The following is a 15,031-nucleotide window of genomic DNA, read 5'->3' as shown; positions in this document are numbered from 1 at the left end:
TTAGTAGTTGTAGTATCTGAAATTACCTTGTTTGGGTAGGGAGGTTAGATTTTAATATCTGACTTACCTCCAGTTTTCTCTACTAATTTAACGTCTTTAATTATCATTTTTTGACTGATAGCTTTGCACATATCATAAATTGTTAAACATGTTGCAGATGCACCTGTTAAAGCTTCCATTTCAACACCAGTTTTCCCTTCGATAGTAACTTCACAAAAAACTTCTATATGTTCGTTGTTAATGATGTTTATATCAATGTCTACCCCGTTAATTAATAAAGGGTGACACATTGGAATAATATCTGATGTCTTTTTTACAGCTTGAATACCAGCAATAATAGCAGTTTGAAAAACGGGGCCTTTTTTAGTAATTAAATCTTCATTCTTAAAGTGAGAAATAATTTCTGAACCTAAAAACATGGTTGCTTTTGCAATAGCAGTTCGTTTCGTGATTTTTTTATCAGAAACATTAACCATTTTAGGTTGATTTTTTTCGTTTATGTGTGTGAAATTGTTCATTTAATTTTTATATCAAGTGAGTTAAAAATAAATTTTGATAGAATACGAGTTCTCAATACACTTTTATTTCCATTTCAATAAAACCACTCGAACTGACAAGTTGTATTATGATACTGAATTGTTATTTCAATTTAATATGATATTGTCACATCGAGTGAATTTGATGCCCGATATGAAAATCAAATTAATATCGAAATATGTTATTTATATCTAATTACAGGAAAAACAGCTCCTGATTTAAATTCAATTTGTTCGGTTTTGGGAATTTCTATAAATCCATCTGCTTCTACTAAGCTAGCCAAGTCTCCTGAGCCATTTCCTTTTATTGGAGTTGCTGTTAAATGTCCAAAACGATAACTTAATTTCACTTGTAAAAAGTATGTTAAATTGGGCTTAAATACAATGTCACTAGCTAAAATAGCAGTTTCTTCATGTTGTTTTATATTTACAGATTTATAATACCAAGCATAGAAATAAACTAAGCAGTTTACAAAAGTAGAAACTGGGTTACCGGGGAAAGCAAAGACAATTGCCTTATTATTTCCTTTATCCTGATAAACATCCTGTCCACTCATATTTAAAGCATCTGAGATGCCGAACCAGAATGGTTTGCCTGGACGTTGTGCTACTTTATGAAACAGTTTCTCTACATCCAGTTCAGCTAATACTTCGGGCAAAAAATCAAATTTTCCTTTACTTACAGCTCCGCTAAATAACAGTACATCATATTCTTGTAAATAGCTTGCTATCTTTTCTTTTAGAACAGTTTTATTATCAGTTATGTGGGCAGTTTCTGAAGGAATGTTTAATTTACCTAATAATGAAACTAGCGTGTATACATTAGATCTTCTAATCTGAAAATCTAAAGGAATTTCGTTTACATCTACGAGTTCATCACCAGTAGATACAATCATTACCTTAGGTTGTTTTGCTACTTTTATTGTTGATTTTCCTACAGTAGCAATCACTCCTATTTCTGCAGGAGAAATAACGATATTCTCTTTAATTAAAAGATCACCTTGTTGTTTGTCTTTTCCTTTTGTATGAATATTCTGCTTGTCATTAATGCTATTAACAGTAATAGTTGCAATTCCATTTTTTATAGTAACGTCTTCATATCTAATTACGGTATCACAATTATTTGGTAATACAGCACCTGTCATTACTTCAATGCAATTTTCTGAACTTTGCATAGATAATTGCTTGCTTCCTGCAGGTTGAATTCCTTCAATATTAAAACTTTGTTGCCCGTTTTTAAAACGGATGTAGTTAATTGCAATTCCGTCCATTGCAACACGATTGAAAGGGGGAAAATCTCTATCGGCAACAATAGTTTCTTTTAAAACGCGTCCGACAGATTCCATAAACGGAATTTGCTCAATTCCGAAATCTAAAGTGTTTTGTAGTATTATATTTTTTGCTTCTTGTACTATTGTCATTTTATATAATATAAAAGGTAATTTACCCCATAGAAAAGAATGTATGTTATCCCTAGAAAAGAAATAACCCAAGAGTATTTTTTTGTTTGCTTAATATTGTATGATATTAGATATAACCCTATGGTTATAAGAGCTAATAGAAACATAAATAGTATGTAGTAAAAGATTCTAAAATGTGGGAAAAACAAAAATATAAAAGATGATATTATTGATGCTAAGATGATAGCACTTATATTAAACCTTTTGTTTTGTAGTTGTTTCATTATAAATTATAATATTTACCCGCCAATAGTACTCATACTTTCAGAAACACTTCCTTTTTTACGATTTGCTTCTGCTATAAAACCGTTTTCAGGTTTTTCTTTTGTGAGCGATAAAAAAAGCTCTTTTAAATCATCATTACTTGCTCCGTTACGAATAAAGTCGCGCAAGTTAAAAACGCCATCATCAAACAAACAGTTTTTAAAAGTACCTGTTGAGGTAACTCTAATTCGATTACAATCGTTACAAATAGTACGTGTAAATGCAGGGATAATACCTACAGTTCCTTGATGGTTTTCTATTGAAAAATTACGTGAAGTAGATGATTTTTCTGAGATTATATTTTCTACGGTGTATTTAGATTTTATTTCTTCTATAATCTTGTTGTAATTCCAGTTTTCTTTAATTTCTCGTTGTCCTTTTCCGTTAAAAGGCATTTCTTCAATAAAACGAACAGCAATATTTTTATCTTTTGTTAAACCAACAAAATTATTAATTTCATTGGTGTTAAAACCAGATTGCACGACAACATTTAGCTTTAAATTCAATGAGCTTTGTTCTAGTAATTCAAAAGTTTTATATACTTCGGTAAATACATCTCGACGTGTAATCTCAGCAAATTTATCAGCATGTAAACTATCAATACTTAAATTGATGTTTTTAACTTTTTCTAGCTTTTCGAGCGTTTGTATATGTTTAGAAACTAATGCTCCGTTTGTGGTAATATTAATCTCCTCTAACAAATCGTTATAAGACAACATTTCTAAAAACGACATAAAATCTTTACGAGCAAAAGGCTCACCACCTGTTAAGCGAACTTTGTTAACCCCCAACTCGGTAAGTACACGAATAAGACGGTACATTTCTTTGTAGGTGAGCAATTCTTTTCTAGGAACAATATCAATACCATGAGCAGGCATACAATACTGGCAACGAAGGTTACAGCGATCTGTTACAGCTAGTCGAACATAGCTGATTTGTCTACCAAAATTATCAATAAGTTTACTCATATAACAAAGATACGGTTTAATGATTCAACTATTTCCTGCCATTTATCATAGTTTACTAGAAATAAACACCTAAATAATTTCCATTTTTTGTAGTAAAAAGGAAGCATTCATGTTTTTACAAACTCCATTTTTCATTTTATAATCAAAATGCAATTCATCATCTATAATTTCGGCATCAAAATAATAATTTTTAATAGTCGAATATTCTTTCGCTAAATCACATAAACTTACATCGTGCGTAGCAATAATTCCTGTAGATTTTGATTTATTGAGCTTTTCAACGAATTTTTTTGAACCAATTGCTTTATCCTTGCTATTTGTTCCTTTTAAAATTTCATCTAAAATGATAAAATAATTCTCTGTTTTAATTTCGTTTACTATAAATTTTAAACGTTTTAATTCAGCATAAAAATACGATTCATCATCACTTAACGAATCAGAAGTTCGCATACTAGTAATTAGTTTTGTAGGATTGTATATTGCTTTTTCAGCACAAATTGGCAAGCCAGTATTAGACATTACAATCGCTAATGAAACAGCTCTTAAAAAAGTACTCTTCCCAGCCATATTTGCTCCTGTAACGATAAAAAAATGTTCATTATCTATTATAAAATCATTATCTATTCTTTTTGTAGCATCTAATAAAGGGTGTCCTAGGTTTACAGCATTTAAAACTGCTTTTTCTTTAGTTATAGTAGGGAAAATATATGCTGGTTTATTGAAAACGAAATTTGCTAAGGAATTTTGTGCATCGAAATAAGAAACAACACTAAACCATTCTTCTACAGTGTTTTTGTAAGTTGAAATCCATTTTTCTATTTTAATAGCACTGCGAATATCCCAAAGAAAAAGTCCGTTACCAAATATCATAATAATCATATTATTTCGTTGGTCGAAAGCATCTAGGTTTTTAGAAAATTCTTGAAATATGGTAGATGCTTTTTTGTTTTCTTGTTCAATTTTTTTCTGTTTGTTTTTTAATGTTGAATTTGTGAATTCTTCATTTTCTATTTGGGCTAATAATTGATAATATTGATTAAATGTTTCTTTAGCTCTAGTTGTTTCTGTAGCTAATTCTTGTGTGTTTTTAATATAAAATGCGGTAATAGATAAGCCGATAAAAAAACAGATTAATACAACTGAGAAAGGAATAATACTAAAACTAAGTAAACCAATTAAAGCAAGTGATGTTACTGAAAAAACATACGAAAATAGTATTAAAAAAGGAGGTAGTTTTTGTTGATAAGAATGCACCCAATTTACAATAACCGGTATTGATGTTTTTGTTTGTATTAAACTAGCAACAGCAGTAAAATGTTGACGCCATTTTGCTTTTAAAGCCAGTTCTTTTACAACTTCTTGTCTTTCTTCTATAGCATGAATATCGTTGCTTGTTAAAGTACTAGCTAATAATTTTTTTCCTTCGCTTGTAGCAGTTCTGTTTGTATATTGAAAGAATGAACCGATACCAAACAAATCTATATCATTACTAAAATAATGTTCTGGGTTTATAAACTCTTTTCCATCATCTAAATGTGTGTATCTTCCCTCTAAAACATCAACTTCAGTTTTATTAATAGTCAGTTTAGCATCCGTAAGTCTTTTTTGTTGTTGTAATTGGGTGTGTTTTATTATTAAATAAACAAAAAAGATTATTAAAATAAAACTAATACCAAAAAATAAATTAGCTTTTGTAATAGCCAGGTAAATTGAAAATGAAATACCTAAAAATGTTAAAAGACGTAAAATACTCGTTGTTCTTAATTGTTTTTTAAGACTAAATAATTCACTATTTAAGTTGTTTATTTCTTCTTTATAAAAAGGAAAAGGTTGTTGCATTGTGTAGTAAATAAATATTCTTGTAAATGTACATATAGCAATTGAACTATCTGTATAAAATTGTATTTTCGTTGTATGCCAACATCATTAGAACTTCAAATAAAAACCTTACCTAATTTACCCGGAGTTTATCAATATTTTGATAAGGAAGATGTAATTATTTATGTAGGTAAAGCTAAAAATTTAAAGAAGCGAGTTTCGTCCTATTTTACAAAAACTCATGAGAATGGAAAAACGAGAATTTTAGTAAAAAAAATTGTTCGTATTGAGCATGTAGTTGTTGATACAGAAACGGATGCTTTGTTACTTGAAAACAACTTAATTAAGAAATACAAACCGCGTTATAATGTTTTATTAAAAGATGATAAATCATACCCGTGGATATGCATAAAAAAAGAACGTTTTCCACGTGTGTTTTCTACCCGAAGAGTTATTAAAGATGGCTCGGAATATTTTGGTCCCTACACCAATATGAAAACGGTACATGCGCTTTTGGGTTTAATAAAAGAACTGTATCCGCTACGAACATGTACATACGATTTAAGTCAGCAAAAAATTGATGCTGATAAATATAAAGTCTGTTTAGAATACCATTTAGGTAATTGTAAAGGGCCTTGTGAAGGATACCAGCACGAAGATAATTATCAAGATGAGATTCGAGCGATTAGAAGTATTATTAAGGGAAACTTTAAAGAAAGTTTAGAGAAATTACAAAATATAATGCTCGATTTTGCTTCTCAAATGAAATTTGAAGAAGCACAAAAAATTAAAGATAAATTAGCGTCGTTACAAAATTATCAAGCAAAATCAACAATTGTAAACCCGTCAATAAACAATGTAGATGTGTTTTCTATTATTTCTGATGATACTCATGGTTACGCTAATTTTTTTAAAGTAATGAATGGATCAATAGTACAATCATATACGACAGAAATAAAAAAGAAATTAGAAGAGACAGATAAGCAATTATTAGAGTTGTTTATTGTAGAAACACGTAATCGATTTAATTCATTATCAAGAGAAGTATATGTTCCTTTTAAAGTGAATTTAGGAGAAAGCATTAAAGTTACAATTCCTAAATTGGGTGATAAAAAAAGGATTGTTGATTTATCAGAACGTAATGCGAAGTATTACCGTATGGAGCAATTTAAACAAATTAAAATTGTTGATCCAGAGCGTCATGTAAAACGAATTATGAGCCAAATGCAAAAAGATTTGCGTTTGCATGAAGAGCCTCGCCATATTGAATGTTTTGATAATTCAAATATTCAAGGAACGCATCCTGTGGCAGCTTGTGTAGTTTTTAAAGACGGTAAACCTAGTAAAAAAGAGTATCGTCATTACAATATTAAAACGGTAGAAGGACCAGATGATTTTGCCTCTATGGAAGAGGTTGTTTTTCGTCGCTACAAACGATTGTTAGAAGAAAAAGAACCATTGCCTCAGTTAATTGTAATTGATGGAGGAAAAGGGCAATTGTCGTCGGCGTTAAAAAGTTTGGATGTTTTAGGTTTGCGAGGAAAGATTGCGATTATTGGTATTGCTAAACGTTTAGAAGAAATTTATTACCCAGGAGACTCAATTCCTTTATACTTAGATAAAAAATCAGAGAGTTTAAAAATAATTCAATTTTTACGTAACGAAGCACACCGATTTGGAATTACCTTTCATAGAAATAAGCGAAGTAAAAGTGCTATTCAGTCAGAATTAGAACAGATTCCTGATATTGGAAATCAGACAATAACTAATCTATTGCGTAAGTTTAAATCTGCTAAACGAGTTAAAGAGGCTACCTTTGATGAGTTAAAAGAAATAGTGGGGCTCTCAAGAGCTCAAAAGATACACAAATTTTATCAAAAAGAAAAAGAATGAAAAAGTTGTTAATTATATTGTTTTTTCCAGTGATTATATTAGCACAAAGTCAACCAAAAGTTGGACTTGTTCTAAGCGGGGGGGGCGCTAAAGGTTTTGCACACATAGGTATATTAAAAGAATTAGAAAAAGCTGGAGTTCAGGTTGATTATGTAGGCGGTACTAGTATGGGGGCTATTGTTGGTGGATTGTATGCATCAGGGTATTCTGCGGGTCAAATTGAAAATATAATTAGAAAAGTTGATTTTAAAAATCTGATGATCGATAAAGTATCTAGAAATCAACGACCTTTTTTTAGTAAGGAACATGGTGAAAAATATGCATTTACTTTACCTATAAAAAAGGGAGAATTGGGATTGCCTTTAGGTTTATCAAAGGGGCAAAATGTATTGAATTTTTTAACAGAATTATTAGCTCCTGTTGATGAGGTTCGAGACTTCACGAAGCTTCCAATCCCTTTTTATTGTGTTGCTACAGATATTGAAACCGGTAAGGAAGTTGTCTTGGAAAAAGGATCATTACCTTTGGCATTAAGAGCTAGTGCAGCTTTTCCTTCATTATTAAATCCTGTTGAAATTGATGGAAAACTATTGGTCGACGGAGGTGTTGTCAATAATTTTCCGGTAGACATCATGAGGGAAAAAAAGATGGACTTAATAATTGGTGTAAGTGTTCAGGGTCAGTTATTAAAAAGAGAAGAATTGTCTTCTATAGCTTCTTTATTATTGCAAATCGTTAATTTTCAGATGTATAAAAAATCAGATGAACAAATTCGTTTGTTAAATTTTTATATTCGCCCTGATATAATTGAGTATAGTGTAATATCTTTTGATAAAAAAGATGAAATTATACAAGAGGGAATAAAAGCAGCTAAGCCTTTTAGAATAGTATTTGATAGTATTGCTAAGCTTCAAATAAACAAAAAGAAACCTCAAGTGTTAAACTTAAGAAAGGGGAGGTTTTTAGTCGATAGAATCATTATTAAAGGAAATAAAAATTATACAGATAATTATATCTTAGGTAAGTTACAATTACGTGAAGGAGATAGTGTGTCTTATAAAGACATTTCTAAAAAAATAAATACACTAACAGCTACAAAAAACTTTAGAAGGATAGATTATCATTTTATGAAGTCATTTGAAGGAAAAAAACTTGAGTTAATTGTAAAAGAAGAATCAATAAAATCTTATGTAAGGTTCGGTTTGCATTATGACCTATTATACAAGTCAGGTGTATTATTAAATTATAATCATAAAAAAATAATAACTCAAAATGATGAATTATCTTTTGATGTTGCGATAGGTGATAGAATTCGATATGACTTTCAGTATTTTATAGATCACGGAATAAAGCCTAGTTACGGTTTTAGGTCTCGATATAATTCTTTTAAAAGCGAATTTTTATTCGATAGTAATCTTATTAATATAAAATATAATGATTTTACGAATTCTTTATATTTAAAAACAACATTTGATAAAAAATTTGCATTAGGGATAGGTGTGGAGCATAAAACGTTACATGCGTCTTCAGAAAATATTCTAACGAATGGAGTTGAGACCTTTTTTGATAAGAGTAATTATTTAAATATTTATTCTTTTTTAAAATTAGATACTTATGATAAAAAAATGTTTCCTACAAAAGGATTTTATGCAAATTTGGATTTTAAATGGTTCATGTGGTCAGATAGAAATAATAAATTATCTAAATTAGCTCAAATGAGTGAGCCTTTTCAGCAATTTTCCCAAGTAAAAGGTACCATAGGATTTGCAAGTACTTTTTATAAAAAATTAACTCTTCAGTATACTGGAGAAGCGGGTTATACCTTAGGTAAAAAATTATCAGAAATGTTTGATTATCGTTTGGGGGGATATAATAAAAATTACATTAATAATTTTACTTCTTTTTATGGCTACGATACAGGTAGCTTAAATAATCAATCTTATTTAAAGTTAGAAATTAATTTAAGATATCAATTTTTAGAGAAGCAATATGCAACATTTATTGCTAATTATGCTAGGGTAGAAGAGAACGTTTTTACGGTAGATAATTTATTTGATAATATTAAATCTGGGTATGCCTTAGGTTATGGAATGGAAAGTTTTTTAGGACCGATAGAGCTAAAATATTCCTGGTCTCCAAATCATAATAAAAAATATTGGCTATTTAATTTAGGTTTTTGGTTTTAGAACATAAAAAAAACCCGTTTCTATTGAAACGGGTTTTTATTTCATAATAAGATTGCCTTACTTACTATTCTTTTTTAAAAAGAATTTATACTGTAGGTATTGATAAGCATCTCTAGGTAATATTTTAATCCACTTTTTGTGTTGTACAAACCATTTAAAACGAATAGAATTTACACCTTTTGTTAAATAAGCAGCTATAAAAGGATGTACATTTAATGTAATTTCTTTATAATTTTTACCGCTATTAATTAGGCGTTCGAGTTCAACTTCTATTTTGTCGATTAAAACAATAGGAGCTTCAACTTCTCCATTCTTATTCGGATTTGGTTCACGTGTTTTTATTTCTAACTCAGGTCGTACACGTTGTCTTGTAATCTGTACTAAACCAAACTTACTCGGAGGTAATATTTTATGTTTTGTACGATCTAAAGACATTGCATCTTTTAAATGTTGATATAATTTCTGTCTGTTTTCAGTTGTTTTCATATCAATAAAATCAACAACAATAATCCCACCCATATCACGCAGTTGTAACTGACGCGCTACTTCAGTAGCAGAAATTAAGTTAACTTCTAAAGCAGTTTCTTCTTGGCTTAAAGCCTTATTAGAGCGATTACCACTGTTAACATCAATAACATGTAAAGCTTCGGTGTGTTCAATAACTAAATACGCACCTTTGCTCATAGAAACTGTTTTACCAAACGATGTTTTTATCTGACGTTCGATACCAAATTTCTCGAAAATTGGAGTATCAGAGTTATGTAGTTTTACAATACTTTCCTTTTCAGGGTATATTTCTTGTAAATACTCTTTAATTTCAATCATTAAAGTTTCATCATTGGTTACAATACTTGTAAAAGAATCGTTCATTACATCTCTTAAAATAGAAGATGCTCTGTTTAACTCACTTAATATTTTTGTTGGAGTATTTTGATTTGCAATACTATTGCACATTTTCTCCCAACGTTCAAGTGAATTTTGTAAATCTTTATCTAGTTCTGCTACCTTCTTGTTTTGGGCAACAGTACGTAAAATAAGTCCAAACCCTTTTGGTTTGATACTTTTTGCTAATTTTTTTAAACGTTCTTTTTCTTTTGGATCTGCTATTTTTTGAGATACAGATACTCTGTTAGAAAAAGGAACTAAAACTAAAAACCTACCAGCTATTGATAGTTCCGAACTGATTCTCGGTCCTTTGGTAGAAATTGGTTCTTTTACAATTTGTACTAATAAATTTTGACCTGATTTTAGTACGTTGTTAATACTTCCGTCTTTATTGATGTCGTTTTCAGAGCGAAAGTTTTTTAAAGTGAATTCTTTATAATTACCTGTGCTTACCTTCTTAATGAATTTATTTAAAGACTGTACTTGTGGCCCTAAGTCGTGGTAATGTAAAAAACCATCTTTAGGATATCCAACATTTACAAAAGCGGCATTTAAACCAGTCATTACTTTTCCTATTTTGGCTAGAAAAATATCTCCGACTGAGAACTTGTTGTCGCTTGTTTCTTTGTTTAATTCAATAAGTCTACCATCTCTTAGTAGGGCGAAATCAATATCAGAAGAATTTGAACGAATTATTAATTCTGTTTTCATTCTGAATATAGTTTTGTGCCTACGTAAAATTTTACGAAGACGGATTAAAATTTGTAAACAGGTATTTTGTATACCGGTTTTAAGGTGTTAAAACCTTAATGTCAATGAACTTAATTGGCTATAGAAGCAATGAAAAAGTAAGCGTTAGCTTACTTTTTCTTATGACGATTTGCTCTTGCTCTTTTCTTTCTTTTGTGTGTAGAGATTTTAGCTCTCTTTCTTTTTTTACCGCTTGGCATAATTTGAAATGTTTTGTAAAACCTTTATTATAAAGGTTTCTGATTAATACTTTTTTAATTACTTTACAGCTACTTTGGTCTTAACACCTTCAGTAAATACTTTTGATGGTTTAAAAGCAGGTATGTTGTGAGCAGGTATTTTAATAGTCGTATTTTTTGAAATATTTCTACCTGTTTTTTCTGCTCTTGTTTTAATAATAAAACTACCGAAACCTCTTAAATATACATTGTCTCCACTCTCTAACGCATCTTTTACCTCGTCCATAAAGGCTTCAACAGTCGCTAATACATCCATTTTTTCAATTCCGCTCTTATCTGAAATTTTAGATACAATATCTGCTTTTGTCATTCTATATGTATTTTGAATTTAATTTTTGAAATGAGGCTGCAAATATAAGATAATTATATATAACCCAAAAGGTTAAAATATAAAAAACCGAGATTTATTAAATCTCGGTTTTTTTATTTTTATTTTTATAATAATATTAAGGAACTAGTATAAACCAAAAATTAGGATCACTATCACTTGTAAGCCTTGTAACTGTTGGTGTTAATAACTCTACTTTATAAGGTGCTTTAGTAACAATAAGATCAACCATAGGGTTTAAATGGCCTACAAATTGCCAATTAAGACCTGGTGACAATTTAGATACACCTAACAAATCAGGGCTTCCTAAAATTCCAGAGAAAAAGATTCCATGTCTTGCTACGAATGGACCTAAACCATACTGAATGTTAGAGTCTCCTAAAGAAATAATAGTAGATAATGGAAATTGAGGAAATATTGTTTGATGTACTGCATTTACTTGGTTATAAGAATCAATAAAAGATTGAGAAGCAAAAACAGGGTCAACTAGAGTTCTTAAAGCTACAGTAAGATCAAAAGGTAACTTTATGAATTCAATTTCAAAATTACCATCCAATGATACTAGTTTACTTTTATCATCACTTAAAATGAACTCTCTATATAAGGTTCCTTCTACATCAATAGCAGGTGAAATAGTTACACCAAGAGGTGTAAATCCTACTCCAAATCCACTTGTTGAGGTATTGGTATCAGTATTTGATGCGAATCTTCTAATATTCGAATATGAAAAATTACTTACTTCATTACCTATTTTATAAGCTAAATGAGAGCTAGGAAAGCTTTCCCATATGTCTTTATGGGTAGGTATATTAGACCAATCATTTGCATCCGCTTTGGTAAATCTTAATTCTATGAAATCTCTATTCGTTCTAAAAATTATATCATCACCTTCTGTACCGTAATATAAGAATTCAAAACTTCCTTTATATCCTTGACCTCTTAGGTCAGTATCAGGAGAGTTATTTGAATCTGACAATTCGTGAATTTTATTTTTAGTTGTAAAAGATAATTTTAGTGTAGCACCTATTTGAAGTGCCCATTGACTAGATGTAACATTATCATTGCCTCCAAAATCAGAAGCCATTTCGACGATTTGATTATCTGTAAATTTAAATAAATAGGAGTACCCTCCTAGTTGAGTATCATCAGTAAAATAGGTGGCTTTCCATCCATCAGTAGATGATTTTAATAAATCTTGAAGTTCTTTTGCTTGTTTTTCTAAACGAACAGCAGGTACATCATTAAAGAGAAGTTCAGTTTCGTTGTCATCACATGACTGTAGTGTTAGCAATAATATTATTGCTAAAAAACTATTTTTAATTAATTGTTTCATTTTTAATTTTTTAATTTAAAACTTTTAAAACATTTTCAGCAGCAACTCTTTGCAATTCGTAGATATCAAGATTAAATTCTGATTTAAAATAGTTAGCTACGATTACTTCTTTTGCTCTAATATCAGCTTTTCCTTGAGGGCTAGATATAGCATCAATAATGTTGTTGTAAGCAACACTGTCATTTGATAACATTGCTGTTACCATTTCAGCAAAGTCTTCTACTTCATTAGACCTTGCATAAGCACTTATAAAACCTAATTCTCTAGAATCAGCAATAGATTCATTAAACCATTGAGCTGTGTAGCCAGAAGGAGTGATTGTTTTGTAAGCTTGCTCATCAAAAGGGACTGTTTGATTTATTATATGACAGTATTCGTGTTGTATTGTTGCAACAAAACGGGTTAAACTAGCTCTGTCTTTTAGATCTACCAAATCAGTGTTAAAAAAAGTAATTCTTTTTCCACCTTCGGCTAAACCTAATGTTATAGTACCTGACTGGTTTAAATTAATACCACCTACCATTAAAATTTCTCTAGGAGCTATTTTTTTAACGAAATCACTACCAGCTACTTCATTATAAGTATCAAGCCATATTGTTTTTATGGCTTCCATAGCTGGTAAAATATTTTCTAAAGTAGGAGGGTATAAATATCTATTATAATCTACTCTACTATTATTCCAATTATATAATACCTCTATATTGTATGGAGTAGTGTAATTATCTCTCAACCATATATCTGTTGAGTTAAGAAAAGGTGTTGAGGTGTCTATATCACTACCTTCTATTAGCGCTTCTTTTGTATTACAAGACTGTAGTACAATTAATAAAACTAAAGTTATAAATATCTGTGTTTTTCTCATTTTATCTAGGGTTAGGTGAAACTCCAAAATTTTGTGCTGTTTGAGGAATTTGTAATTCTTTTCTATTATCTTTTTTAGCTAAAACAATAGGAGAATCATTAAATATGTGGGTTACTTCTAATTGATACCTTTTTACATCAAACCATCTTAATCCTTCATGATAATACTCTCTTCTTCTATATTCAGCTATTCCTTTTATAAATGAAGATTGCTTATCTGTAAGTGTATAAAAAGGAGTGTATTCATCAGCAATTACAGGATAAATAGTAGTTAGTATATCTTCAGTTAGAAGATCTGTTAAAGGATCATGACCTGACGTTTTTTTACTTAAAAAAGTATTTAAATCGTTTAAAGAGCTAGCGTAATTTCCCATCATAGCATAAGCTTCTGCTCTGTTTAATAAAACTTCATCTTTATCAAATAAAACGATACCAAGAAAAGGTTGTCCAATACCAGCGCTTTGATTCGTTATTTTAAAGTACTCTTCATATTTAGGTAAGTTAAACACTTGGTCGTTTCCAAAAACACCGTATGCCCAACCTTTTCCAAAAGGGTTACCTGAACCACCGAAGAACAATTGATTTGCTTTAGAGTTACTAAGTCCAAAACGTGAACCAGCAAATTTTCTTGCCCATAAAGAAGATGTTGATCCAATTAATAAATTAGTCGCTTCAAGAGCACTTGCGTAATTTCTTTGATTTTGACTATAGGTTAAGTTACCGTTAGCAATCATATCCCTAATCTCAGAAGATGGGTTTGAAATTACTTTGTTAGCATGTTCAATAGCCTTTGCCCAATCACCTTTGTATAGAAAAAATCTAGCAGCAAAAGCATTTGCAGCATCTTTTGTGAAATGAAATTTTGGCTCCTCATAAGTATTTTCTAAAGATACTAGACCTAGTAATAAATCATTTTCTATTAAGTTATATACTTCTTCAATAGAGTTTCTCTTGTATTCTTTAATTAAATTAGTTTCAGGCTCTAAAACGTAAGGAATACCTAAATCTGATGACGCTGTAGCTGGATCATAAGGTTTAGCCCAAAAGTTTACTAGCATAAAATGTGCATAAGCTCTAGCTATTCTAGCTTCAGCCATTTGTGCTCTTAAATCTAAACTACCATTAAGAATTGCTTCTGGATTTGATGCTAAAAGCTCATTACTTGAAGCTAATGCCTGATTTGCTTGCGATATAGCTTTGTAGCAGTTATTCCAGTAGGCAGCAGGTGTATCTCTATTATCTGAGTTTGTGTCTAGCCATTGATACATTTCAAGATCAATTTGATCACCTCCAGTGATCACTTTTTCACTTACATTATCAGACATTAGTTCTGCCATTAACTGGTAATTTCCTGCTGGATATGCACCAATTAATAAAGATGATATTTTTTCTTTAGAATCAATCAATGTCCTATTGTCGGGTTGTTCTGATAAATAATCACTACAACTTAAAAAAGAAAAAGTTAGTGATAAAAAAAGAAATTTTATTTTATTTTTTAACATAATTACTT

11 protein-coding genes are annotated in these 15,031 nt (G+C 30.1%); 2 read left to right on the top strand and 9 right to left on the bottom strand.

The window, feature by feature from the left end; all coding sequences use genetic code 11:
- Positions 1–44: 44 nt before the first annotated feature.
- The 4 genes from moaC to CXF68_RS03515 all read right to left on the bottom strand — a co-directional run bounded on the left by moaC (position 45) and on the right by CXF68_RS03515 (position 5,067).
- Positions 45–518, bottom strand: coding sequence for a cyclic pyranopterin monophosphate synthase MoaC (gene moaC, locus CXF68_RS03530; RefSeq protein WP_101042987.1), 474 nt, complete (start codon positions 516–518; stop codon positions 45–47).
- 200 nt (positions 519–718) lie between these two features.
- Positions 719–1,957: a molybdopterin molybdotransferase MoeA gene (locus tag CXF68_RS03525; protein ID WP_101042986.1), complete on the bottom strand. Its 1,239-nt coding sequence runs from the start codon at positions 1,955–1,957 to the stop codon at positions 719–721.
- A 278-nt stretch (positions 1,958–2,235) separates the two neighbouring features.
- Positions 2,236–3,228 (bottom strand): GTP 3',8-cyclase MoaA, encoded by a 993-nt coding sequence (moaA, locus tag CXF68_RS03520; protein WP_101042985.1) that lies wholly within the window; start codon positions 3,226–3,228, stop codon positions 2,236–2,238.
- A gap of 69 nt (positions 3,229–3,297) precedes the next feature.
- Positions 3,298–5,067: a hypothetical protein gene (locus CXF68_RS03515; RefSeq protein ID WP_101042984.1), complete on the bottom strand. Its 1,770-nt coding sequence runs from the start codon at positions 5,065–5,067 to the stop codon at positions 3,298–3,300.
- Positions 5,068–5,142: 75 nt separating this feature from the next.
- Between CXF68_RS03515 and uvrC the strand changes: the two genes are divergently transcribed.
- Both uvrC and CXF68_RS03505 read left to right on the top strand, forming a co-directional pair.
- Positions 5,143–6,939, top strand: a complete 1,797-nt coding sequence (uvrC, locus tag CXF68_RS03510; RefSeq protein WP_101042983.1) for an excinuclease ABC subunit UvrC — start codon at positions 5,143–5,145, stop codon at positions 6,937–6,939.
- Positions 6,936–9,125: a patatin-like phospholipase family protein gene (locus CXF68_RS03505; protein ID WP_101042982.1), complete on the top strand. Its 2,190-nt coding sequence runs from the start codon at positions 6,936–6,938 to the stop codon at positions 9,123–9,125. The genes uvrC and CXF68_RS03505 overlap by 4 nt, the downstream gene beginning before the upstream one ends.
- A 57-nt stretch (positions 9,126–9,182) precedes the next feature.
- On the opposite strand, the gene CXF68_RS03500 is transcribed toward CXF68_RS03505, so the two are convergent.
- The 5 genes from CXF68_RS03500 to CXF68_RS03480 form a co-directional block, all read right to left on the bottom strand.
- The gene (locus tag CXF68_RS03500; RefSeq protein WP_101042981.1) at positions 9,183–10,721 is read right to left on the bottom strand and encodes an Rne/Rng family ribonuclease; all 1,539 of its coding nucleotides are present in this window, start codon (positions 10,719–10,721) and stop codon (positions 9,183–9,185) included.
- 297 nt (positions 10,722–11,018) lie between these two features.
- A complete protein-coding gene (locus CXF68_RS03495) occupies positions 11,019–11,327 on the bottom strand; it encodes an HU family DNA-binding protein (RefSeq protein ID WP_304442567.1) in 309 nt (102 codons plus the stop codon).
- Positions 11,328–11,445: 118 nt separating this feature from the next.
- Positions 11,446–12,660, bottom strand: a complete 1,215-nt coding sequence (locus CXF68_RS03490) for a DUF4302 domain-containing protein (RefSeq protein ID WP_101042980.1) — start codon at positions 12,658–12,660, stop codon at positions 11,446–11,448.
- A 10-nt stretch (positions 12,661–12,670) separates the two neighbouring features.
- Positions 12,671–13,522 (bottom strand): substrate import-associated zinc metallohydrolase lipoprotein, encoded by an 852-nt coding sequence (locus CXF68_RS03485; protein WP_101042979.1) that lies wholly within the window; start codon positions 13,520–13,522, stop codon positions 12,671–12,673.
- 1 nt (position 13,523) lies between these two features.
- Positions 13,524–15,023, bottom strand: coding sequence for a RagB/SusD family nutrient uptake outer membrane protein (locus CXF68_RS03480; protein ID WP_101047322.1), 1,500 nt, complete (start codon positions 15,021–15,023; stop codon positions 13,524–13,526).
- Positions 15,024–15,031 lie beyond the last annotated feature (8 nt).

Source organism: Tenacibaculum sp. Bg11-29, from assembly GCF_002836595.1.
In the GTDB taxonomy this organism is placed as follows: domain Bacteria; phylum Bacteroidota; class Bacteroidia; order Flavobacteriales; family Flavobacteriaceae; genus Polaribacter.
The sequence above is the reverse complement of the archived record's forward strand: the minus strand, read 5'-3'. Positions and strand labels throughout refer to the sequence as shown.

Excerpts from the sequence above, each read along its gene's own strand:
- CXF68_RS03485 (WP_101042979.1), bottom strand. The coding sequence starts at position 13,522 with ATGAGAAAAACACAGATATTTATAACTTTAGTTTTATTAATTGTACTA.
- CXF68_RS03480 (WP_101047322.1), bottom strand. The coding sequence starts at position 15,023 with ATGTTAAAAAATAAAATAAAATTTCTTTTTTTATCACTAACTTTTTCT.
- moaC (WP_101042987.1), bottom strand. The coding sequence starts at position 518 with ATGAACAATTTCACACACATAAACGAAAAAAATCAACCTAAAATGGTT.
- uvrC (WP_101042983.1), top strand. The coding sequence starts at position 5,143 with ATGCCAACATCATTAGAACTTCAAATAAAAACCTTACCTAATTTACCC.
- CXF68_RS03515 (WP_101042984.1), bottom strand. The coding sequence starts at position 5,067 with ATGCAACAACCTTTTCCTTTTTATAAAGAAGAAATAAACAACTTAAAT.
- CXF68_RS03490 (WP_101042980.1), bottom strand. The coding sequence starts at position 12,660 with ATGAAACAATTAATTAAAAATAGTTTTTTAGCAATAATATTATTGCTA.
- CXF68_RS03525 (WP_101042986.1), bottom strand. The coding sequence starts at position 1,957 with ATGACAATAGTACAAGAAGCAAAAAATATAATACTACAAAACACTTTA.
- CXF68_RS03500 (WP_101042981.1), bottom strand. The coding sequence starts at position 10,721 with ATGAAAACAGAATTAATAATTCGTTCAAATTCTTCTGATATTGATTTC.
- CXF68_RS03505 (WP_101042982.1), top strand. The coding sequence starts at position 6,936 with ATGAAAAAGTTGTTAATTATATTGTTTTTTCCAGTGATTATATTAGCA.
- moaA (WP_101042985.1), bottom strand. The coding sequence starts at position 3,228 with ATGAGTAAACTTATTGATAATTTTGGTAGACAAATCAGCTATGTTCGA.